Origin of the sequence: Mycobacterium farcinogenes (assembly GCF_019739075.1) — a bacterium.
Lineage (GTDB): Bacteria > Actinomycetota > Actinomycetes > Mycobacteriales > Mycobacteriaceae > Mycobacterium > Mycobacterium senegalense.
The window spans coordinates 2473935-2495234 of record NZ_CP081673.1 but is presented as its reverse complement, the minus strand read 5'-3'; the positions used below and the strand labels follow the sequence as shown (position 1 = coordinate 2495234).

16 protein-coding genes and 1 tRNA gene are annotated in these 21300 nt (G+C 66.2%); 9 read left to right on the top strand and 8 right to left on the bottom strand.

What is annotated here, in order from left to right; genetic code table 11:
• Positions 1-6: 6 nt before the first annotated feature.
• The 7 genes from ettA to K6L26_RS11805 all read right to left on the bottom strand — a co-directional run bounded on the left by ettA (position 7) and on the right by K6L26_RS11805 (position 10655).
• Positions 7-1680: an energy-dependent translational throttle protein EttA gene (gene ettA, locus K6L26_RS11835; protein ID WP_036393476.1), complete on the bottom strand. Its 1674-nt coding sequence runs from the start codon at positions 1678-1680 to the stop codon at positions 7-9.
• 109 nt (positions 1681-1789) lie between these two features.
• The gene (locus K6L26_RS11830) at positions 1790-2239 is read right to left on the bottom strand and encodes a single-stranded DNA-binding protein (protein WP_076214834.1); all 450 of its coding nucleotides are present in this window, start codon (positions 2237-2239) and stop codon (positions 1790-1792) included.
• A 161-nt stretch (positions 2240-2400) separates the two neighbouring features.
• On the bottom strand, positions 2401-4431 hold the full coding sequence (locus K6L26_RS11825; protein ID WP_221853159.1) for a bifunctional copper resistance protein CopD/cytochrome c oxidase assembly protein: 2031 nt from the start codon (positions 4429-4431) through the stop codon (positions 2401-2403).
• Between the two features lie 49 nt (positions 4432-4480).
• A complete protein-coding gene (locus K6L26_RS11820) occupies positions 4481-6856 on the bottom strand; it encodes a glycerol-3-phosphate 1-O-acyltransferase (RefSeq protein ID WP_221853158.1) in 2376 nt (791 codons plus the stop codon).
• The gene (locus K6L26_RS11815; RefSeq protein WP_076214776.1) at positions 6853-8460 is read right to left on the bottom strand and encodes an HAD-IB family hydrolase/lysophospholipid acyltransferase family protein; all 1608 of its coding nucleotides are present in this window, start codon (positions 8458-8460) and stop codon (positions 6853-6855) included. The genes K6L26_RS11820 and K6L26_RS11815 overlap by 4 nt, the downstream gene beginning before the upstream one ends.
• Positions 8461-8495: 35 nt before the next feature.
• Positions 8496-9965 (bottom strand): wax ester/triacylglycerol synthase family O-acyltransferase, encoded by a 1470-nt coding sequence (locus K6L26_RS11810; RefSeq protein WP_221853157.1) that lies wholly within the window; start codon positions 9963-9965, stop codon positions 8496-8498.
• 108 nt (positions 9966-10073) lie between these two features.
• Complete coding sequence (locus tag K6L26_RS11805) at positions 10074-10655, bottom strand: group I intron-associated PD-(D/E)XK endonuclease (protein ID WP_131721882.1); 582 nt, start codon at positions 10653-10655, stop codon at positions 10074-10076.
• Between K6L26_RS11805 and K6L26_RS11800 the strand changes: the two genes are divergently transcribed.
• Together K6L26_RS11800 and K6L26_RS11795 are read left to right on the top strand one after the other, a co-directional pair.
• Positions 10629-10704, top strand: a tRNA-Arg gene (locus K6L26_RS11800). The genes K6L26_RS11805 and K6L26_RS11800 overlap by 27 nt on opposite strands.
• Before the next feature lie 264 nt (positions 10705-10968).
• On the top strand, positions 10969-11457 hold the full coding sequence (locus K6L26_RS11795) for a universal stress protein (protein ID WP_019343457.1): 489 nt from the start codon (positions 10969-10971) through the stop codon (positions 11455-11457).
• Between the two features lie 11 nt (positions 11458-11468).
• Here the strand turns inward: K6L26_RS11795 and K6L26_RS11790 are convergent, their stop codons facing one another.
• A complete protein-coding gene (locus K6L26_RS11790) occupies positions 11469-12302 on the bottom strand; it encodes an MBL fold metallo-hydrolase (protein ID WP_019343458.1) in 834 nt (277 codons plus the stop codon).
• An 81-nt stretch (positions 12303-12383) separates the two neighbouring features.
• On the opposite strand from K6L26_RS11790, the gene K6L26_RS11785 reads away from it, so the two are divergent.
• The 7 genes from K6L26_RS11785 to K6L26_RS11755 all read left to right on the top strand — a co-directional run bounded on the left by K6L26_RS11785 (position 12384) and on the right by K6L26_RS11755 (position 21278).
• Positions 12384-13166: a FadR/GntR family transcriptional regulator gene (locus K6L26_RS11785; protein ID WP_019343459.1), complete on the top strand. Its 783-nt coding sequence runs from the start codon at positions 12384-12386 to the stop codon at positions 13164-13166.
• 59 nt (positions 13167-13225) lie between these two features.
• Positions 13226-14815, top strand: coding sequence for a class I adenylate-forming enzyme family protein (locus K6L26_RS11780; RefSeq protein ID WP_019343460.1), 1590 nt, complete (start codon positions 13226-13228; stop codon positions 14813-14815).
• Positions 14802-15575, top strand: coding sequence for a class II aldolase/adducin family protein (locus K6L26_RS11775; RefSeq protein ID WP_019343461.1), 774 nt, complete (start codon positions 14802-14804; stop codon positions 15573-15575). The genes K6L26_RS11780 and K6L26_RS11775 overlap by 14 nt, the downstream gene beginning before the upstream one ends.
• A 13-nt stretch (positions 15576-15588) precedes the next feature.
• Complete coding sequence (locus K6L26_RS11770) at positions 15589-16857, top strand: amidohydrolase family protein (protein ID WP_019343462.1); 1269 nt, start codon at positions 15589-15591, stop codon at positions 16855-16857.
• Between the two features lie 3 nt (positions 16858-16860).
• Positions 16861-17820, top strand: coding sequence for a D-2-hydroxyacid dehydrogenase family protein (locus K6L26_RS11765; RefSeq protein WP_019343463.1), 960 nt, complete (start codon positions 16861-16863; stop codon positions 17818-17820).
• A gap of 162 nt (positions 17821-17982) precedes the next feature.
• The gene (locus tag K6L26_RS11760) at positions 17983-18423 is read left to right on the top strand and encodes an MmpS family transport accessory protein (protein WP_048895489.1); all 441 of its coding nucleotides are present in this window, start codon (positions 17983-17985) and stop codon (positions 18421-18423) included.
• A complete protein-coding gene (locus tag K6L26_RS11755; RefSeq protein WP_221853156.1) occupies positions 18423-21278 on the top strand; it encodes an MMPL/RND family transporter in 2856 nt (951 codons plus the stop codon). The genes K6L26_RS11760 and K6L26_RS11755 overlap by 1 nt, the downstream gene beginning before the upstream one ends.
• Positions 21279-21300 lie beyond the last annotated feature (22 nt).

Sequence of the window (21300 nt, the reverse complement as noted above, 5' to 3'; positions counted from 1 at the left end):
CACGGGTCAGTCGCGGGTCAGTCTCCGGTGGGTCACCCGGTGCGGCCGGGCCGCCTCGGCGCCGAGACGCTGGATCTTGTTCTCCTCATAGGCACCGAAGTTGCCCTCGAACCAGAACCATTTGGCCTCGTTGTCGTCGTCGCCCTCCCACGCCAGGATGTGCGTGCAGGTGCGGTCCAGGAACCAGCGGTCGTGGCTGATCACCACGGCGCATCCCGGGAACTGCTCAAGCGCGTTCTCCAGCGAGGACAGCGTCTCGACGTCGAGGTCGTTGGTCGGCTCGTCGAGCAGGATCAGGTTGCCGCCCTCTTTGAGGGTCAGCGCCAGGTTCAGCCGGTTGCGCTCACCACCGGACAGCACGCCCGCGGGCTTCTGCTGGTCCGGCCCCTTGAACCCGAACGCCGACACGTAGGCCCGCGACGGGATCTCGTTCTGGCCGACCTCGATGTAATCGAGCTTGTCGGATACGACTTCCCAGACCGTCTTCTTGGGGTCGATGCCGGCGCGGCTCTGGTCGACGTAGGACAGCTTGACCGTCTCGCCGACCTTGACCGTGCCGCTGTCGGGCTGCTCCAAGCCGACGATGGTCTTGAACAGCGTGGTCTTGCCGACGCCGTTGGGGCCGATGACACCGACGATGCCGTTGCGCGGCAGCGTGAAGGACAGGTCCTTGATCAGGGTGCGGCCTTCGAAACCCTTGTCCAGGTGCTCAACCTCGACCACGACGTTGCCCAGCCGCGGCGGGGTCGGGATCTGGATCTCCTCGAAGTCGAGCTTCCGGGTCTTCTCGGCCTCGGCGACCATCTCCTCGTAGCGGCCGAGTCGGGCCTTGTTCTTGGCCTGGCGAGCTTTGGCGCCCGAGCGCACCCAGGCCAACTCGTCCTTGAGCCGCTTCTGCAGCTTCTGGTCCTTCTTGCCCTGGACCTCGAGGCGCTCGGCCTTCTTCTCCAGGTAGGTCGAGTAGTTGCCCTCGTAGGGGTAGGCCCGGCCGCGGTCGAGCTCGAGGATCCACTCGGCGACGTTGTCCAGGAAGTACCGGTCGTGGGTGACGGCCAGGATGGCGCCCTTGTAGCTGGCCAGGTGCTGTTCGAGCCAGAGCACGCTCTCGGCGTCGAGGTGGTTGGTGGGCTCGTCGAGCAGCAGCAGATCCGGCTTGCTCAGCAGCAGCTTGCACAGCGCGACGCGGCGGCGCTCACCACCGGAGAGGTGGGTGACCGGCTCGTCCGGCGGCGGGCAGCGCAGCGCGTCCATGGCCTGCTCGAGCTGGGAGTCGATGTCCCAGGCGTCGGCGGCGTCCAGCTCCTCCTGCAGCTTGCCCATCTCTTCCATGAGCTCATCGGAGTAGTCGGTGGCCATCAGCTCGGCGACCTCGTTGTAGCGGTTGAGCTTGGCCTTGATCGGCACGCCGTCCTCGACGTTCTCGCGGACGGTCTTGCTCTCGTCGAGGTGCGGCTCCTGCATCAGGATGCCGACCGTGGCGCCGGGGGCCAGCAGGGCATCGCCGTTGTTCGGCTGGTCGATGCCGGCCATGATCTTCAGCACACTCGACTTACCGGCACCGTTGGGACCGACGACGCCGATCTTCGCGCCGGGCAGGAAGTTCAGGCTGACGTCGTCAAGGATGACCTTGTCGCCGTGCGCCTTGCGAACCTTGCGCATCGTGTAGATGAATTCGGCCATGCCGTGATGTGCCTTTCTGAAGCTTTCGGGAACGTCGGATGGGCGCTCGCGCGAAGGGTCGCGTCAAGCCCAACTCACTCGCGCCCATCCTAGGCGTGACCCGAACCCGCTAGGCCGACAGTGGCAGCTCCGCCTCGTCAGGGTCGGTTTCGGGGTCGTCGGCGTCGACGGGTTCGGGCTGGGGCGCTGGGCCGGCCGCGGGTTTGGGCAACGGCGCGACCCTGGCTGTGCAGCGGGACAGGTCGGGCCCGACCGCCGAGGCCTTCACCTCGATCGAGGACCGGCGCACACCCTCTTTGTCGTCGTATTCGCTGGTGTGGACGTGCCCGACCACGATCACGGCGTCACCCTTCATCAGGGAGGCGCTGGTGCCGGTGGCGAGATTTCCCCAGCAGTTGACGGTCACGTAGAGCGAGTTGCCGGGCTCCCAGTTGCCGTCGGGCGTGCGGCGCCGCGAATTGCTGGCCACCCGGAACTTGTAGAGCTCCTGATCGCCGAACCGTCGCCGCACCGGATCTGTGATGATGTTGCCGACGATGGTGAACGGGGTCTCGAACATTTCTGGTTCCTTTCGCTTCATCCATTCCGGCGGCCGGTGCCGAAGCGTCGACCGCCTTACGCAGCCATTGACCGCCGCCACCCCGACACGCGGCCGGTGTGCGGACCCGACGAAGCCGTCGGCTGTGGATGAAACGCAGGCTGGGGATAAACCCCGACCTATCAGCGCGGTGGACCGTCACGCCGCGCCATCTCGGCGAGCATCGCGTTGTAGGCCGCCAGGTCGGCGTCGTCATCGCGATCGGCGGCCCGGTCCAGCCGCTTGGCGGTGCGCTGATCGCTGCGTCGCCACTGAATCAGCAACGCCAGCATCACGATGACCAGCGGGACCTCTCCGGCCGCCCAGGCGATCGCTCCGCCGAGGTGCTGGTCTCCGATCAGGTCGGTGTGCCACGGCAGCTGCAATGACCGGTAGAAGCTTTCGCCGAGAACGGTGTCCATGCCCATCATCACCACGCCGAAGAACGCGTGTAGCGGCAGCGAGGCGAACACCATCCCGATCTTGACCAGGTGCGGGACGGGCCGCGGAGTCGGATCCACTCCGATGACGACCCAATAGAAGAGGTAACCCGACAGCAGGAAGTGCACGTTCATCAGGATGTGCGCGGCATGATTGCTCACCGCGGCGTCGAAGAGGCCGCCGAAGTACAGGCCGTAGAAGCCGGCCACGAACAGCACGGTGGCGACGATGGGATGGGTCAGGAACTGCGACACCCTGGAGTGCAACGCCGCCAGCAGCCATTCCCGGGGACCCGGTGGCGATCCGCGGCCCGCGGTGGGTAACGCCCGCAGCGCCAGGGTCACCGGGGCGCCCAACACCAGGAGCACCGGAACCAGCATGGACAGCAGCATGTGGGCGATCATGTGCATGCTGAACATCGCCGGCATGTAGCGACCGAGCCCGGATGAGGTGGTGAACAGCAGGACCGCACAGCCCAGCAGCCACGCGACCGTGCGGCCGGCCGGCCAGGCGTCGCCGCGTCGGCGCAGCCGCCACATACCGGCCAGGTACACCAGCGCCCCGATGATCGCGGCGGTCCCGAACAGCAGGTCGAATCGCCAGTCGAACAACACCCGCGCCACCGTCGGCGGCCCGGCGAAGTCGTATCCGATGGCGACCTCGGTGGCACTGGGGATCTTCGGCTCGGGTGGCGGCGGGGTACGTCCCAATCCGACGGCGATGCCGAAGGTGACGCCGAACAGGGCGGCCTCGGTCAGCGCCAGCCGGATCAGCGGTCGACGCGCCCCCGGATCGGCGGCCAGTGCGGTCAGGCTGACCCGACGCTGCCGCCAGCCCAGCACGCCGAGCAGGCTGAGTGCCAGCACCTTGGCCACCAGCAACCAGCCGTAGCTGGTACGCACCAGGTCGGGCAGCTGAATGCGCACCAGTGCGTTGAGCACGCCGCTGATGGCCATCGCGACGAAGCACCACAGGGCCAGCGCTGAGAAGCGTCGCGCGGCCAACGCGGTGTCGGGGCCGTCAGACCCACCTCCGGCCCGAAGGGCATGAGCCAGCAATGCCAGCAACCCGCCGGCCCATAGCGCGGCGGCGACCAGGTGAATGAACAAGCTGTTGGTGGCCAGATCGTGGGCACCCCCGGCTGAGGAGTGTCCGGTCAGCACCAGCGGCATCAACGTCAGCAGTGACCCGGCCAGCAGCACCGGCGTCCATCCCCATCGCAACACCGGCAGGCTGGCGATGGTGACGGCCGCGGCCAGGAGCGCCGTCCAGCGCCAGGCGACGGCCACATCCACCATTCCGGCCGCCGACCAGACGTCGGCGGGCCCGAGATGGTCGAGCAACGGCTGTCCGGACACGTCGGAGACCGTCAGCGGAACCAGCAGTGCAGCGCACACGGTCCATACAGCCGACGCCGCCGAGCCGACCCGCAGCGCCCGATAGCCGGCGACGTCGAGGACGCCGTTGGCCTGGGGTGCCGCCAGGAACGCCGCGAACAGGAATGCCCCGACCGCGACGACGGCGGCGATCTCGCCGGAGGCGCGCACGAACGGCAGGCCGTAGGTGGTGACGGGGCCGGGGTCCGGCAAACCGGTGGCGGTCAGCGCGTCGGCCAAGGACAGCGCGCCGATGCCCGCCGCCACCGCCCCGGCCAGCACGCCCACGCCGACCAATACCGGCCACACCGGGCTGTTCCGCACGCCGGATGCGGCCACCTGGCCGGCAGAAGTCATGGTCCAAGGGTATGGCGTGGATGCCGCCGCACCCCGGCCGGCAGCCGGACTAGCCGGAAAGGTGCCGCTGGGCGCGCCGCTGCTTCTCCCGGTTGTAGAACTGCTCACGGGCGATCTCGTCGACTTTGTCCATGTCGTCGACGATCCCGCGCAGTTCATCGCGGAAGGCATTACGCCGCGCCTTCAGGTCGGGGCCGTTGACCAGCAGGTCCTGATCGGCGGCCACCTGACGCGCGGTGGCGAACAACAATGCCGAGACCGACTCGTTGCTGCCCACCCGGCCCTGGGCGACGTACTGCCGCCCGACGCCGAGTGCCCGCTTGGTCAGCTCCCGCTCACCGATCTCCGGCGGGGCGTCGCGCAGGACGTCGGCGACAATGGCGTAGGCCTCGAAGAACGGTCGCAACATGGCACCCACCAGCAGCGGACGTTTGCGCCGCAACATCTGGTAGATGTCGTCGCCCCCGGCTGACACCCTCGCTTCCCAGCCGCCCGCCGCCTGGCCTTCGGGCGTGCGGTCGTACCACGACATCTCCTCGGCGACGTTGTCGCGGAACGCCGCCGAATCGGCGAAGTAGAAGTCGAACTTGAGTAGGTCGCGCAGCCGCATCACCTGATCCCAGAACGCCTGCAGCGGGTTGTCGGTGACGCGGGCCGCGTACGCCAGGGCCAGTTCGACGATCGAGGTTTCCTGAAAGGCGTGGATCAGAGAGTTGCGGTAGAACGCGGCCTCCAGCTCGTCCTCGGCAGCGATGCGCCACACCGGCTCGCGTCCGCTGTCCACCAACGTGACCGGGTGCCCGCCGGAGAGCGCGTCGACCGCCGAGCGAACCCCCTCGGCGGTCCGCAGCCGCAGCGCACTGTTGGTCATCGGAGTGTTCTTGCGTTCCAGGTAATCCAGCGAGTCCTGCAGCGTGTGGTGCAGCTGGTCCAGCGTCAGGGCGACCCCGCGGGCACCCAGCAGCAGCGCCGAGACCAGGTTGGTCGCGTTGACCGGGGTGGCCCGCAGGATGCGCCAGGCCACCTCGAAGGCCATCTTCTGCATCGCCAGCCGTTTGGCCGCCTCGTCGTTGGCCATCTCGCCGCCCGGTTCGCCCAGGTGCTCGCGCATCGAAACCGCTTCGGGGAAGCGGACATAGATCTTGCCGTAGTTGCGCTCGCCCTGCGCCTTGATGAAGTTGTACAGCCAGCTCAGGCCCTCGGGCGTCTTCTCCCCACCGCGGGCGTAGGCGGCGTACTCGGCGGTCTCGTGCAGTTGGTCGAAGCTGATCGACACCGGCTGCAGCAAGATGTCGTCACTGCGGCCGTCGAGGTAGGCGTTGGCGACGTAGGCGAGCAGTCCCAGCTTGGGCGGCAACATCTTCCCGGTCCGTGACCGGGTGCCCTCGATGGACCAGTTCAGGTTGAACCGCTTCTCCACGATGTAGCCGACGTACTGCCGCAGCACGTACTTGTACAGGGGGTCGTCGAGTTTGCGGCGCAGGAAGATGACGCCGGAATGCCGGAACAGCGGGCCCATCAGGCCGAACGACAGGTTGATGCCGGCGAACGTGTAGACGGGGGGCAGCCGGTTCTCCTGCATGGCCACGGGCACGATGACCCCGTCGAGGTAGGACCGGTGCGAGAACAGCAGCACCGCCGGATGTTGTTCGAGGGCATGGCGCATCGACTCGATCTCGGTGCGGTCGTAGTCGATGCGCGGGTCGAACCCGCGGCTGAAGATCGCCCGGCCCAGGGTCGGGATCAGGTCCACCGAGAACCGGCTCCATCCGGTGGACAGCTCGTCGAGCATCTCCCCGGCCTGCTCCACGGTCGCGCCGGGAATCTGCTCCAGGCCTTCCCGGAAGCGTGCCGAGTCCAACATCTCCGGCTTGACCAGCCGGGGCGACTTGTACTCGGGGCCCAGTAGCCGAAGCTCCACCCGCTCGATGGCCAGCACCGCCCGGCGAAGGACGAATCGTGCGAATTCCCGGGGGTTTTCGGCGACCGTGGTCTCACTCCACTGCTTGCGCAGCTCCGATACCTTGGCCGGTTCACCGGCGACGATCCGGGCGCGCGTCGGGTTCTTGCGCAGGATGCGACGTTGCAGGATCTCCGGAGGCCGGTAGGTGTCGCGGCCGGAGATCAAACCCACCACTTTCAACCGGGTGGGTAATCCGCCGGGCACCCAGAACACCCGGACCGGGACCACCAGCCGGTCCTCGTCCGATTCCAGCTCCTCGACCAACCGGGCCACCGCCCCGGGGGTGGGTTCGTCGGTGGCCGGCAGTTGCAGGACTTCGACGGTCGTGTCCGGATGTTCGCGCCGCTGCGCCTTGAGCCAGTCGTTGAGCAGCTCGAGCTCAGCGGGTGAGGATACCGACGCGAGCACCAGAGCATCGTCACTGGTGCTGAAGCTCGGGTAATCGTCGATCCCGGCGGTCACGGCCGGCCCTTGGGAGTCGACCGCTGCGACGCGGTGTCCGGTTTGGGGGCAGTCTTTTTGGTGGGCGCTTTCTTGGCCGGCGCTTTCTTGGCCGGTGCTTTGGCAGCGGCCCGCCGTGGCGCGGCTTTCTCGGCCGACGCGGCGCGGGAGTAGACGTCGAACGTGGGAAGTTCGTCGTGCGGCCAGGATTTCAGCGTGTCGAGGTAGATCTGGCGGACCTCGGCGATGCGGTCGGAGAGGTTCTCGACCGTCCAGTCCTCGACGGAGATCGGCGGGTACACCGCGACATCCACCTTGCCGGGGTTGAACGTGCTGGAGTCGCGGTGCGCGATCACCTCGGCGTTACGGATCACGATCGGCACGATCGGAATGCCTGCGGCCATCGCGATGCGGAACGGTCCCTTCTTGAACGGACCGACCTCGATGGTGTCGAGCCGCGTCCCTTCCGGGGCGATCAGTATCGACAAGCCTTTGCGGGCAAGCTCTTCGACCTTGTGCAGACTTTCCACGGCTTTCTCCGGGTCGTCGCGGTCGATGAATGCCGCATCCATGACCTTGCCCAGCGGACCCATCAAGGGATTGCGCTCGAGCTCTTTCTTGCCGACCCCGGTGAAGTCCACGCCGACCAGCCGGCCCGCGATCATCGGGTCCGCCTGGTTGCGGTGATTGAAGATGAACACCGCGGGTCGCTGCGCGGTCAGGTTCTCCTCACCGAGGACGTTGAGCTCGATGCCCGTGGTGAGCATCAGCAGCTTGCTCCAGTTCGAGGTGAAGAAGTTGACGCCGGTGCGCTTGTTGCGGGTGAGCAGCCCGAGTCCGATCGCCCCGGCGGCCACCGTCGGGATGGTGGCCAGGCTGGCCAGGGTGCGCAGCTGCGCAACCGGACTGCTGCCGCTGCGGCTGCTGAACTTCAGCACGGGCCAGCCGCGTTTGGCCGCAACTGCGGCCAGCTTGCCGGCCGGATTCGTCGGCCGTGGATGGCCAACCAGGTACATCAGGGCGACGTCCTCGTCGCCGTCGGCATAGAAGTAGCTCTTGGTCAGGTCCACCCCGTTGGCGGCCGAGAAGTTCTGCACCGCACGGGCTTTACCGGAACCCCAGATCACCGGCGTCTTGACCTCGCCGGTGATCAGACCGTCCGCGTCGGTCTCGAATTTGTTGCACAGGACGTTGTCGATACCCAGGAACCGAGCGACGGGCTCCACTTGGACCGTCAGCGCCGACGAACTCAACACGACGGTGTGGCCACGGGCCATGTGAGCACGCACCATCGCGCGCATCTCCGGGTACATGCGGCCCTGCACGTGTTGCAGGAACAGCCGCTCACCGAGTTCGTCGAGGTCGCTGAGTGAGTTGCCGCGCAACATCCGGGCGCCCTTGCCGATCAGGTCCTCGAACTCGGAGCGACCCAACTGATGGTTGAGCCCGGCCTGCACCATGCCGATGAACTCACCGACACCCATCTGGCCGCGGCGCAACCGGTCCCGGGTCATGATCACCCCGGTGAACCCGGCGACGAGCGTCCCGTCCAGGTCGAAGAACGCGCCGATCTCAGGGCCCTCGGGACTGCCCTCGATCTCGGCCAGGGTGCCGGGCAGCCGCATCTGCCTGGTTGCCCGTGCGCTCGGTTCTTTCGAAGTCACTGTGCAGCACTCCCGTTCGTCGCCGGCGTATCGCTGCTGAAGGAGGCCGGTTCCGCCCGGCCGTCGCCACCGAGCGCCAGCACCTCGTCGAAACCGTCCAACAGGCATTGGGCGAACAGCTTCTCGTCGGTGATGGCGGCCCGGTCGTAGCGAGCGGTGACCGTGATGTATCCCGATCTGGAGATCAGCACCACCATCATCGCGACGCCGGGCAGCGGCCCTATCCCGTAGTGACGCAATATCTTTGCGCCGGCGAGGAAGGTGTCACCGGGGTAGACCGGAACATTGCTGGCCTGCACGTCGGAATTGACCACCGAACCGGCCACCGCCTCCAACACGGCGTCGGGCAGCAGGCTCAGCACAGGGGCGATCGAGCCGACCATGTCGATGGCACGCTCCTCGCGCTTGGTCATCATCTGCGCCCGGACAGCTTTGACCCGGGTCTCCGGGTCGACGATTCCGACCGGTGCGGCCAAGTTGACCCCGGCGAAGCGGTTGCCGCCGGCCGGATCGTCCTCGGATCGCAGGTTGACGGGGACGGCCATCGGCAACGTGTCGATGGAGATGCCTTTGGCCTCGTGGTAGAGGCGGAGGGCGCCGCACAGCCCGGCGAGATAAGCGTCGTTGATCGAACCGCCTGCGGCCTTGGCCGCCCGGTGCAGGTCGGAGAACGGGATGTCGATCGCCTCCGTGCGCGACGACAGGCTGCGGCGGCGCAACAGCGGCGAGGGATGCGCAGCCGGACCCATCACCCGCGCCCCGGACATCGCGTAATCCACCGCACCGTTGACCGCCGAGACCGGATCGCGCACCACCTTCGTCACCGCGCGGGCCGCCTGCCCGAGGGCACCGAGTACGCCGCCCGCGATCGATCCGGGCAACCGGCTGATGCCTTCACGCATCAGGTCGTTGGGCGAGAGGTCCTGCGGGATGGGCAGTGGCGCCGGCGCGGTCGGCTCGGGATCGCGTTCGAGGTCGTAGATGTTGGCGAACATCTCGACGATGCCGACACCGTCGGACACCGCGTGGCTCAGGTGCAGGATGGTCGCCGCACGCCCGTCGGCCAGCCCTTCGACGAGGGTGGCGCTCCACAGCGGGCGGCTGATGTCCATCGGTGACTGCAGCGCGATCTCGGCCAGGTCGAACACATCGCGCAACGTTCCCGGCTCGGGAACCCGCACGTGCCGTACGTGGTAGTCGAGGTTGAAATCGGGGTCGACGACCCAGCGCGGAGCGGCGGTGGGCAGGGTGGGCATGACCACCTTCTGGCGCAGTCGTAAAACCTTGCGCGATGCGTGGTCGAGCCGGGCGCGGAATCGTTCCCAATCCGGTGTGGTGTCGAGGATCTCGACGCCGAGGATCCCGGACCTGGTACGCGGGTTTGCCTCACCCCGGTGCAACAGCTGATCGACTGCGCTCAGCTCTTCGGGCAGTCCGGCCGCATCCAACTCCGGCACGTCGCTCATAGCGTGGTCCCTCTCCCCTCCCCCGGCCACCGATGCAGCGTCCACGCTAGTCCGCCTCCGGTGGCAGCGGAGGGCTTTGTCGGGCGTCCGTCGCGCGTCCCCGCCCCATCACGCCGAGGTACGGGTTTCGTCGATCGGCGGGAGGTGTTTGTCGGGTAGGTCGCGAAACGAGGCGGCCGCCAAAATACGTTTCTGCTGACCATTCTTGGTCGGTGTGATCCGGAGATTGACGGAGACGCCGTGATCGGTGGGCCTGATGTAGTAGCACTCATCGGTGTCCGGGCAGTAGATGCAGATGACGTCGATAGCGTCCTTGTCGATGGGCGTGCTGTGGGTGCCATGGCGATCGGCCCAGGTGGACCGGAGGTTGAGTCTCACCGCTCCCGCTTGTGCCGACCGGTACTTCACCTGAATGCGGTGAAAGGTACCGGCCGCGTACGCCACAAGGTCGAACGGCGCATGCTCGGTCGCGGGAAAAAGCACATAAAAACCCTTGGCAACCAGGTCGGCATGCGCTTTGGCGACGCCGAGGTCGCCTTTGTCTTTGGTGTGATGTCGACCCACTGACTCGCTCGTTTCATCTGTTGCGGTTCGAGCACCCACATGGGGCATATCCGTTTCGGTAACGACACCCACCCGGTGTAAATTGTGGTGGTCCGACTTGCCCCCGTGGCGCAACGGATAGCGCATCCGGTTTCTACCCGGTAGGTTGCAGGTTCGAATCCTGTCGGGGGTGCCATATCTCGTTCGTTTGACGTGTGCTTCTCGCTCTTGAGCGCACCGTACCCCGCACATCCGACAGCTCCGTGCCCGTTCGGCGAAAGCGGCAAGCGCAGCAAGAACTTCAGGTAACGGCCACCGGTCTCCATCGGTATCGATCGGCCGACACTTGACACCTGCTTCGGTTGATCGTTGACACGGCGTGGGGCACAAATTCCATCGGCGGACGATTGGCGTGCATTAATGTCCTGTTCGCCCCGCTAGCCGACAGTTCGGAGACAACATGAGCACGTATCAGACGATCGTTGTCGGAACCGACGGCTCGGATTCGTCGCTGCGTGCGGTGGATCGCGCGGCGATGGTCGCCGCCCAGGAGGGTGCGAAGCTGATCATCGCGAGCGCTCATCAACCCGTGGCCGAAAAGGGCGGCTGGTCGCGGCCACCGTCGCCCGATCACGTGCTCGATACCCGGGCGGAGGACAGCCTCAAGAGCGAGGGCTACCGGATGCACGGCGCTGCCCCTGTCTACGAGATCCTCCAGGCGGCGCGCGACCGGGCCAGGGCCGCCGGCGCCGCGGATATCGTCGAGCGGGCGGTCGAAGGCGCCCCGGTCGACGCCCTGGTGAGGCTCGCCAAAGAGGTCGGTGCGGATCTGATCGTCGTCGGCGACATCGGGCTGGACTCGGTCGCCGGGCGCCTGTTGGGGTCCGTGCCCGCCACCATCGCCCGCCGGGTGAAGATCGACATCCTCATCGTCCACACCGCGAACTGAGACGCCTCCGGCTAGAGCGGCACCCACATCAGCCGGTCGCCGTCGGTGACGACGGTGCCTGCGGCCGGAGCGGCGAAGTGGGTTCCGAGCAGCAGCGCCTGCTCCTCGGCGACGCTGCGTAACAAACGGGCGCGGGTCTCGGCGGCCGCGGCCGGGTCCTCATCGGGTAGCGGCAGCACTTCCGGGTGGGTGATCTGGAGCGGGTGGTGGATGACGTCTCCACTGATGACCGCCACTTCCCCACCGGATTCGACCCGCACCGCGCTGTGACCCGGTGTGTGGCCGGGTGTCGCGATCAGCCGGATCTCGTCGGTGATCGCGTGGTCCATGTCGGTCAGTCGCAGAACGTCGTGTGCGACAAGCGGTTCGACGGTCTCGGCGGCGGCACGGTTCGGTGCCGCCGATAGCCGCCATGCCGCGTACTCATCAGCGGTCAGCAGGTAGGTCGCGTTGGGATAGGTGGGCACCCAGGCGCCGTCGCGCAGCGTGGTGTTACGCCCGGCATGGTCGAGGTGAAGGTGGGTGCAGACGACGGTGGTGACGTCGTCGGGGGCAAATCCGGCTGCGGCCAGCGACCGCCGATACCGGTCCGGGTCCATCGGGATTTGGTATGGCAGGTCGTGTCCTTCGCCGAAGCAGCAGTCCACGACCACGAGCTCCTCACCGGATTCGATGAAGAACGACTGGATGGCTACCAGCAGATTGCCCGCGGCGTCGAGATAGTGCGGCTGCAGCCAGCTTCCGAGCTCGGAGGGAAGGGCCCGAAACAGCCGGTCAGGCCGGGTCGGCACCACGGTCTCCAGGACGGAATGGATCGTCACCGCGCCGATGGACCACTTCTGCATGGCTCACCGTAGGAGACAAATCATTTGGAAACAAGCCTCCACGCGCAGCCTCAAGCGGGGCACGTCTGGCACACTCGATGCGTGGCGCAGCCGAACGTCCGGTTCCAGCGACTTGCCGAGCAGGTCGCCGATCAACTGCGCCGCCGGATTCTCACCGGCGAACTCGCCGACGGCACGATCCTGCCCAAAGAAGACGAACTCCTCGTCGAGTATCCGATCAGCAAACCGTCCTTGCGTGAGGCGATGCGCATCCTCGAGGCCGAGGGGTTGTTGACGGTGCGGCGCGGCAAGCTCGGCGGAGCGGTGGTACACCGGCCCGACGCGGCAAACCTCGCCTACACGATGGGGCTGGTCCTGGGCGCCGGGCGGGTCGGTCTCGCCGATGTGGGTACGGCACTCCTTCAGGTCGAGCCGGCATGTGCGGCGCTCTGTGCCCAGCGTCCGGACCGCAAGCGCACAGTGGTGCCCATTCTGCGTGAACTGCACGAAGAATCGGTCCGTTCGGTATCCGACCTCCGGCAAGCCACCTCGGCGAGCCGCCGGTACCACGAGGCGCTGGTGCGCCACTGCGGTAACGAGACGATGATCATCTTGGCCGGCGCGCTCGAAGCGTTGTGGTCTGCCCACGAGCAAAACTGGTCGGCTCAGGTGACCGATCACTCCACGGTGCCGGTCGAGGAGCGCCGCGCGGTACTGGAAGACCACCGGCAGGTGATCGACGCGATCGACGTGGGCGACGCGCAACGAGCCCGTGATCTGGCGGCCGCGCATCTGGTCAACGCTCAGCAGTACCCCGGCGTCGATGGGGTGGTCGACCCGACGATGGTGCGCACCTGGGCACAGTCCGGACCCCCTCGCCCCTGACCCGGCGACGGTCGCGGTGTGACCGTTGACACACATTCTTATTTCCATATGATTTGGCAATGAAGGCTGGGTACCCCGCCCATGCTGCAGACGCAGCCCACTACCACGCGGCAGGATGGTGGTCGGACCGCACTCTCTCGCAGACCGTGCGCGAGAACGCCATCGCACATCCGGACAAGCCGGCCTATGTCGACTACCCTGATTCCACGCTCACCTGGAACGAATTCGACTGTGCCGCACTACGACTGGCCGCACAGCTGGCCGGGCTGGGCGTGCGCCCCGGCGATCGCGTCGCGGTCTGGCACGGGGATACGGCGGCCATCCACATGCTGTTCGTCGCGGTCGAACGCTGCGGTGCCATCGTGGTGGGAATCGGCGCCCGCGCCGGGTCCCGCGAGGCCACCCAGATCCTGCGGGTCACCGAACCGCGCCTGCTGATCAGCGATGCGGCGCGGCGCTCCTCGGCACAGGCCACCGTGTCGGCGCTGACTTCCGGGATCAGCGCCCTGGTTCTGGACGGGATGTCCCTCGACGCCGACACGCCGTCGCGACCACCGGCGGCGGGCGTCGGAGCCGACGACGTGTTCCTGATCAACTCGACCTCGGGCACCACCGGTCTTCCCAAATGCGTTGTGCACACCCAGAACCGGTGGCACTACTTCCATCAACAGGCAGTTGCCAATGGCGCGCTGAATTCCGACGACATCTTCCTCCCGGTCATCCCTGCCCCGTTCGGATTCGGCATCTGGACCGCCCACACCACACCGATCTATCTCGGGGCCACCACTGTGCTGCTGGAGAAGTTCGACGCCCAGGCCGCGTGTGAGGCGATCGCCCGCCACCGGGTCAGCGTGTTGTGCTGTGTCAGCACGCAGTTGATGATGATTATGGCCGACGGGGCATCGCGCGAGAACGACCTGAGCTCGCTGCGCGTGGTGTTCACCGGCGGAGAGGCGCTGCCCTATCGGCGGGCCGCCGACTTCGAAGAGCTCACCGGCGCCACCATCCTGCAGTTCTACGGCTCCAACGAAACCGGCCTGTTGAGCGGGACGACACTGCGCGACTCCCGGGAGCGCAGGCTGCGAACGGCCGGACGGTTGGTGCCGGAGATGGCGGTGCGGCTTTTCGACGGCGACAACGACGTGAGCTCGACCGGACGCGGGCAACCGGCCTGCCGTGGGCCGGCCACCAGCCTGGGCTATCTCGGCGGGGTGGACCACGACAAGCTCTACACACGTGACGGCTGGATGCGGATGGGCGACATCTGCGAGATCGACGCCGAGGGCTACCTGACCGTCACCGGCCGCACCTCCGATTTCATTCTCCGCGGCGGCAAGAACATCAGTGCGGGCGAGGTCGAAGATGCGGTGACGACACATCCCGCCGTGGCGGTCGCGGCGGCGGTGGCGATGCCGGACCCGGTGTTCGGCGAGAAGGTCTGCATCTACGTCGAGACCGCCAACGGGCAACACATCGATCTGCCCGGACTGGTGGAGCATCTGCTGGCGCAGGGCATGTCGAAGGAACTGCTACCCGAAAAGCTCATCGTGCTCGACGAGCTGCCCCGGTCCTCGGGCGGGAAGATCGCCAAAGGTCAACTCCGCGAGGATATCCGGATACGGTTGGGAGACGGCCATGAGCGTCGGTGAGGTACGCCAGGGCGGCTTGAAGGTGTGGTCGCCGTCGGTCACCCCACCGATCGGCGTCGACCTGACCGAGGAGCAGACGCTGGCGGTGGCATTCCGGCACCTGGCCGCCATCGGATTCGCCGAGAACATGGCCGGCCACATCACCTGGCAACCCGACGGCCGCGCCGAGATGCTGGTCAACCCGTGGGGGCTGTGGTGGCAGGAGCTCACCGCATCCGACATCTGCACCGTCGACGGGACCGCCCGCGTGGTGCGCGGACGTTGGGACGTCACCCCGGCCATCCACATCCATACCGAACTGCACCGGGTGCGCGACGACGCCCGCGTCGTCATCCACAATCACCCCTACTACGTGAGCCTGATCGCGGCGTTGGGGAAGCTGCCGGAGCTGGTCCACCAGACCGGGTCGCTGTTTCTCGACGACATGTGTTTCGTCGAAACCTACGACGGCGAGGTCGATTCGGCTCCGAGGGCGCGCGAACTCGCTGAACGGATCGGCACGGCCAATCTCACCATCCTGGCCAACCATGGGGTGATCGCCACCGGGGGCACCGTCGCCGAGGCTGTGTATCGGGCCGCGTCGATCGACCGGGTCTGCAAACTGGCCTACCAGGTGATGCTGACCGGACGCGAGCCCACGGCGATGAACCGCTCCGATATGTACGGCATGAAAGCCTCGCTCACCGAGCGGGCGGCCGACGTGTACTGGGCCGGGGCGGCGCGCATGACCATCAAGGCCGACCCGGACGTGCTGACCTGAAAGGAGACTGCCCATGAAGTCCATCGATGAGCTCGCCGGCAATCTCGACTTCACCACCGCGAACAAGGGTGCCGAACGGACGGTGACCTTCCTCCCGGAACCCGAACGGGCCGAACGGCTCTACACCGTGATCTCGGTCGACGATCACATCGTCGAGCCACCGGACACCTTCACCGGCCGCGTGCCGCGCAAGTTCGCCGAACGCGCCCCGAAGGTGGTCGACACCGGGGACGGCGGGCAAACCTGGATGTATGACGGACAGTCGCTGCCCAACGTCGGCTTCAACGCCGTGGTCGGCCGGCCGGTATCCGAGTACGGTTTCGAACCGGCCCGGTTCGACGAGATGCGGCGTGGCGCTTGGGACATTCACGAGCGCGTCAAAGACATGGATCTCAACGGGGTATACGCGTCGCTGAACTTCCCGTCGTTCCTTCCGGGGTTCGCCGGCCAGCGGCTGCAGCAGGTGACCAAGGACCGGGATCTGGCGATGGCGGCCGTGCGAGCCTGGAACGACTGGCATCTCGAGGCGTGGGCCGGGGCGTATCCCGATCGGATCATCCCGTGCCAATTACCCTGGCTGCTCGACCCCGAGGTCGGCGCCCGGATGATCTACGAGAACGCCGAGCGCGGCTTCCATGCCGTGACCTTCAGCGAGAACCCCGCGATGCTCGGCCTGCCGACCATCCACTCCGGGTACTGGGAACCGATGATGGCGGCGTGCGCCGAGACGGGCACCGTGGTCAACCTGCACATCGGGTCCTCGGGTTCGGCGCCGTCCACCACCGACGACGCCCCGCCGGACGTTCAGGGGGTGCTGTTCTTCGCCTACGCGATCACCGCGGCGGTCGACTGGCTGTACTCGGGACTGCCCAGCCGCTACCCCGATCTCAAGATCTGCCTGTCGGAGGGCGGAATCGGTTGGGTGGCAGGTTTACTCGATCGCCTCGACCACATGCTGAGCTATCACCAGATGTACGGAACCTGGAAGGCGCTCGGTGAAACACTTTCCCCCGCCGAGATATTCGTCAGGAACTTCTGGTTCTGTGCGGTCGAGGACCAGTCCTCGTTCGTCCAGCATGAGCGGATCGGCACCGGCAACATCCTGCTCGAAGCCGACTACCCGCATTGTGACTCGACCTGGCCGCACACCCAGCGCACGATCCACGAACAGATCCGTGACCTGCCGGCCGACGCGGTCCGCAAGATCACCTGGGAGAACGCCGCTGCGCTGTATCAGCATCCGGTTCCGGCGGCCGTCCAGAACGATCCGAATGCATACTGATCCATGACCGAACCGCTGCGCATCGCCGTTCTCGACGACTATCAGGGCATCGCCGACACCGTCGACTGGTCACCGATCCCCCGCCCGCCGCACGTCACAGCCCTCAGAGAACACATCGCACCCGGCCCGGCCCTGATCGAAACCCTCACCGGCTACGAGGTCGTGGTCGCGATGCGTGAGCGCACGCCGCTCGACGCGGCGCTGCTCGCCCAGTTGCCCGCCCTGAAGCTTCTGGTGACGACGGGTCCGTTCAACGCCGCCATCGACGTCGCCGCCGCGCACCGCCTCGGTATCACCGTGTCAGGTACTGGCGGTGCGATCACCCCGACCGTCGAACACACCTGGGCCCTGATCCTCGGGCTGCAACGCCACCTCGTCGTCGAGGACCAGCGCATCCGCGACGGCCTGTGGCAGAGCACCATCGGCAGCGATCTGCACGGGGCGACCTTGGGTCTGGTCGGGGTGGGGCGGATCGGCAGCCGCGTGGCCGCGATCGGCTCGGCGTTCGGGATGAACGTCATCGCCTGGAGCCCGCACCTCACCGAAGAGCGCGCCGCCTTGGCCGGAGTGGTCCGGGTGGAGCGGGAGGCGCTGTTCTCCGACGCGGATGTGGTGTCGCTGCACCTGGTGCTGGCCGAATCCACGCGTGGCCTGGTCGGCGCCGCCGAACTCGAGGCGATGAAGCCGTCGGCCATCCTGGTGAACACCTCACGCGGCGGCCTTGTCGACGAGGATGCGTTGGTGGAGGCCCTGCGCGGCAACAAAATCCGCGGTGCGGCACTCGACGTGTATCAGCACGAACCCCTGCCTGCGGGGCACCCGTTGGCCAGCCTCCCCAACACGTTGCTGACCCCGCACCTCGGCTATGTCACCGAGACCGTGATGTCGATCTTCTACCGCGACATCGTCGAGGACATCGCCGCCTACTGCGCGGGTTCCCCGGTACGTCTGATCGCCGGGTAGGTCACCAAAAAATTCCACTTCGCAAACAACTGTGAGGTATCTCAAAATCCCTTAATGGAACGTTGAGGATCCACTAAGGGCTTGTTACGTTCAGCCGATCAAATCGCGGTCGGATGGGGTTTTCCGTCGGCATGCGCCGAACCGGAGAGGTGGATTTTTGCCGTGGCTACGCTATTTCGGCTCGCCAAACGCTTCTGGATTCCCCTGGTGTTGATAGCCGCCCTCGCCGTCAGCGGTTTCACGATGAGCCGCATGCACGGAATCTTCGGCACCCACATCAACACCGAACCGGGCCAGTCCGCCGGCGACGACATCGTCGAGTTCAACCCGAAGCGCGTCGTCTACGAGATCAGCGGGCCCAGCGGCACCAGCGGCCACGTCAGCTACCTGGACGCCGACGCCCAACCCCACACCGAGAGTTTCAGCTCGCTGCCATGGCGGCACGAAGTCGTCACCACCCTGCCCACGGTGTTCGCCAACGTGGTCGCCCAAGGAGATAGCGAAGTGATCAGCTGCCGGATCGTCGTCAACGGCGAGGTCCGTGACGACCAGACCGTGAACCAGCACAACGCCCAGGCCTTCTGCTTGGACAAGGCCGCCTGATGGGCAACCACGAACACCCCGACCACAGGGGAATCGCCCGCGTCATCCGCGTCGCCGCGGTCCCGATCATCCTGCTGTGGGTCGCACTCGTCGTCGTCCTGAACGCCCTGATCCCCCAGCTCGAGGTGGTCGGCCACGAACACGCCGTCTCTCTGTCGCCGCAGGACGCTCCGGCTCTGGTGGCGATGAAGAAGATCGGTGAGCGCTTCGATCAGTTCGACTCCGACACGATCGCGATGGTGGTGCTCGAAGGCGATCAGCCGCTCGGCACCGACGCCCATCGCTACTACGACGAGCTGGTCCGCACACTGCAGGCCGACACCGAACACGTTCAGCACGTACAGAACTACTGGGGCGACCTGATCACCGCGGCCGGCTCACAGAGCACCGACGGCAAAGCCGCCTACGTACAGGTCAACCTCGCCGGCAACCAGGGCGAGACGCTGGCCAACGAGTCGGTCGCCGCGGTCCGCAAGATCATCGACGAGTCGCACCCGCCCGCGGGCGTGAAAGCCTATGTCACGGGCCAAGGTCCGCTCACCACGGACATGAACGAGGCGGGCGACAAGAGCATGGTCAAGATCACCTTCGTCACCATCGCCGTGATCGCGGTGATGCTGATCGTGGTCTACCGGTCATTCGCGACGATGTTGTTGATGCTGATCGTGGTGCTGCTGGAGATGTCGGCCGCCCGTGGTGTGGTGGCCGCGATCGGCCACGCGGGCCTGCTCGGTTTGTCGACGTTCTCGGTGAGCCTACTGACCTCGTTGGCCATCGCGGCCGGAACCGACTACGCCATCTTCCTCGTCGGCCGATATCAGGAAGCCCGGCAGAAGGGCCAAGAGCGAGAAGATGCCTACTACACCGCATTTCACGGTGTCGGCCATGTCATCCTCGGCTCGGGACTCACGGTCGCCGGCGCCATGTTGTGCCTGCATTTCACCCGGCTGAACTACTTCAGCTCCATGGGTATCCCGAGCGCCATCGGCATGTCGGTGGTGGTGCTGGCCTCGCTCACCCTGGCTCCCGCGGTGCTTGCCGCGGGCAGCCGGTTCGGCCTGCTCGACGCCAAGCGCGAGATCCGTTCCCGCGGCTGGCGCCGGCTCGGCACCTCGGTGGTGCGCTGGCCGGTTCCGATCCTGGCGGCGGCCATCTCGGTGGCACTCGTGGGTCTGCTGGCCCTGCCCGGCTACAAGACCTCCTACAACGAACGGCTCTACATTCCCAAGGACCTGCCGTCGAACGTCGGATATGCCGCCGCTGAACGGCATTTCACCGCAGCCCGGATGAATCCGGATCTGCTGCTCGTGGATGCGGGCCGCGATTTGCGCAACCCGGCCGACATGATCGTGCTGGACAAGATCGCCAGGGAATTGATCCGTGTGCCCGGTGTCGCGCGCGTGCAGAGCATCACCCGGCCGCTCGGTCGCCCCATCGCGCACAGTTCCGTGCCGTTCCAGGTGAGTATGCAGTCGGTCTCCATGACCGAGAACCTGCAGTTCCTGCGCGAGCGCATGGGCGACATGAACACGCTCACCGACGACCTCGGCCGAATGATCGCGATCATGGAGAACATGCTGGGCCTGATGAACCGGATGACCGACATCACCCACGAGCTGACCGCGAGCATGAACGAGATGCAGGCCAGTACCAACGAAATGCGGGATCACATGGCTGATTTCGACGATTTCATGCGACCGCTGCGCAACTACCTGTATTGGGAACCGCACTGCTACGACATCCCGATGTGTCATTCGATGCGCTCGATGTTCGACGGTCTCGACGGCATCGACACCATGACCGAGACCCTCTCGGAATCGGTGAAGAACATGAACGACATGGATCAGCTGATGCCGCAACTGGTGGCTCAGTTGCCGCCGATGATCGCCATCTCCAAGTCCATGCAGGGCACGATGAAGACGATGTTCAGCACGTTCAACGGGCTGGTCGATCAGATCGGCAAGATGACCGACACGGCATCGGTGATGGGACAGGCGTTCGACGACGCTCGCAACGACGACTCGTTCTATCTGCCACCCGAGGCGTTCGACAACCCGGATTTCAAACGGGGCCTGGACCTGATGGTCTCACCGGATGGTCAAGCCGCACAGTTCATCATCACCCACGATGTGGATCCGGCTACTGCCGAAGGCATTTCGCACGTCGACCCGATCCTGAAAACGGCCCGCGAAGCGATCAAGACGACGCCCCTGGCCGACGCCAAGATCTACCTCGGCGGCACCGCAGCCACCTACAAGGACATCCAGGTCGGTGCGCAATGGGATCTGCTGATCTCGGCCTGCGGCGCGATCACGCTGATCTTCATCGTGATGCTGTTGATCACCCGCGCGCTGATCGCGTCGTTTGTGATCGTCGGTACCGTAATCCTTTCTCTGGCAGCCTCGTTCGGCCTGTCGGTCCTGGTGTGGCAGTACCTGCTCGGAATCGATCTGCACTGGATGACCTTGGCGTTCTCGGTGATCATCCTGCTGGCGGTCGGGTCGGACTACAACCTGCTGGTGGTGTCCCGAATGAAGGAGGAGATCAGCGCGGGCATCAACACCGGCATCATCCGGGCCATGGGCGCCACGGGTGGGGTGGTCACCGCAGCCGGCCTGGTGTTCGCCTTCACGATGGCCTCGATGGCCACCAGCGATCTGATCGCGATCGGCCAGGGCGGTACGACGATCGGTTTGGGCCTGCTGTTCGACACCCTCGTGGTGCGCTCGCTGATGACTCCGACGATTGCGGCGATCCTCGGGCGCTGGTTCTGGTGGCCGTTGCCGGTTCGGCAACGTCCGGCACGTTTCCTGGCGGAGCGCACGACGCCGATACCGGTGGCAAGACCGTCGTGACGGTCGCCGATACCATCGACGG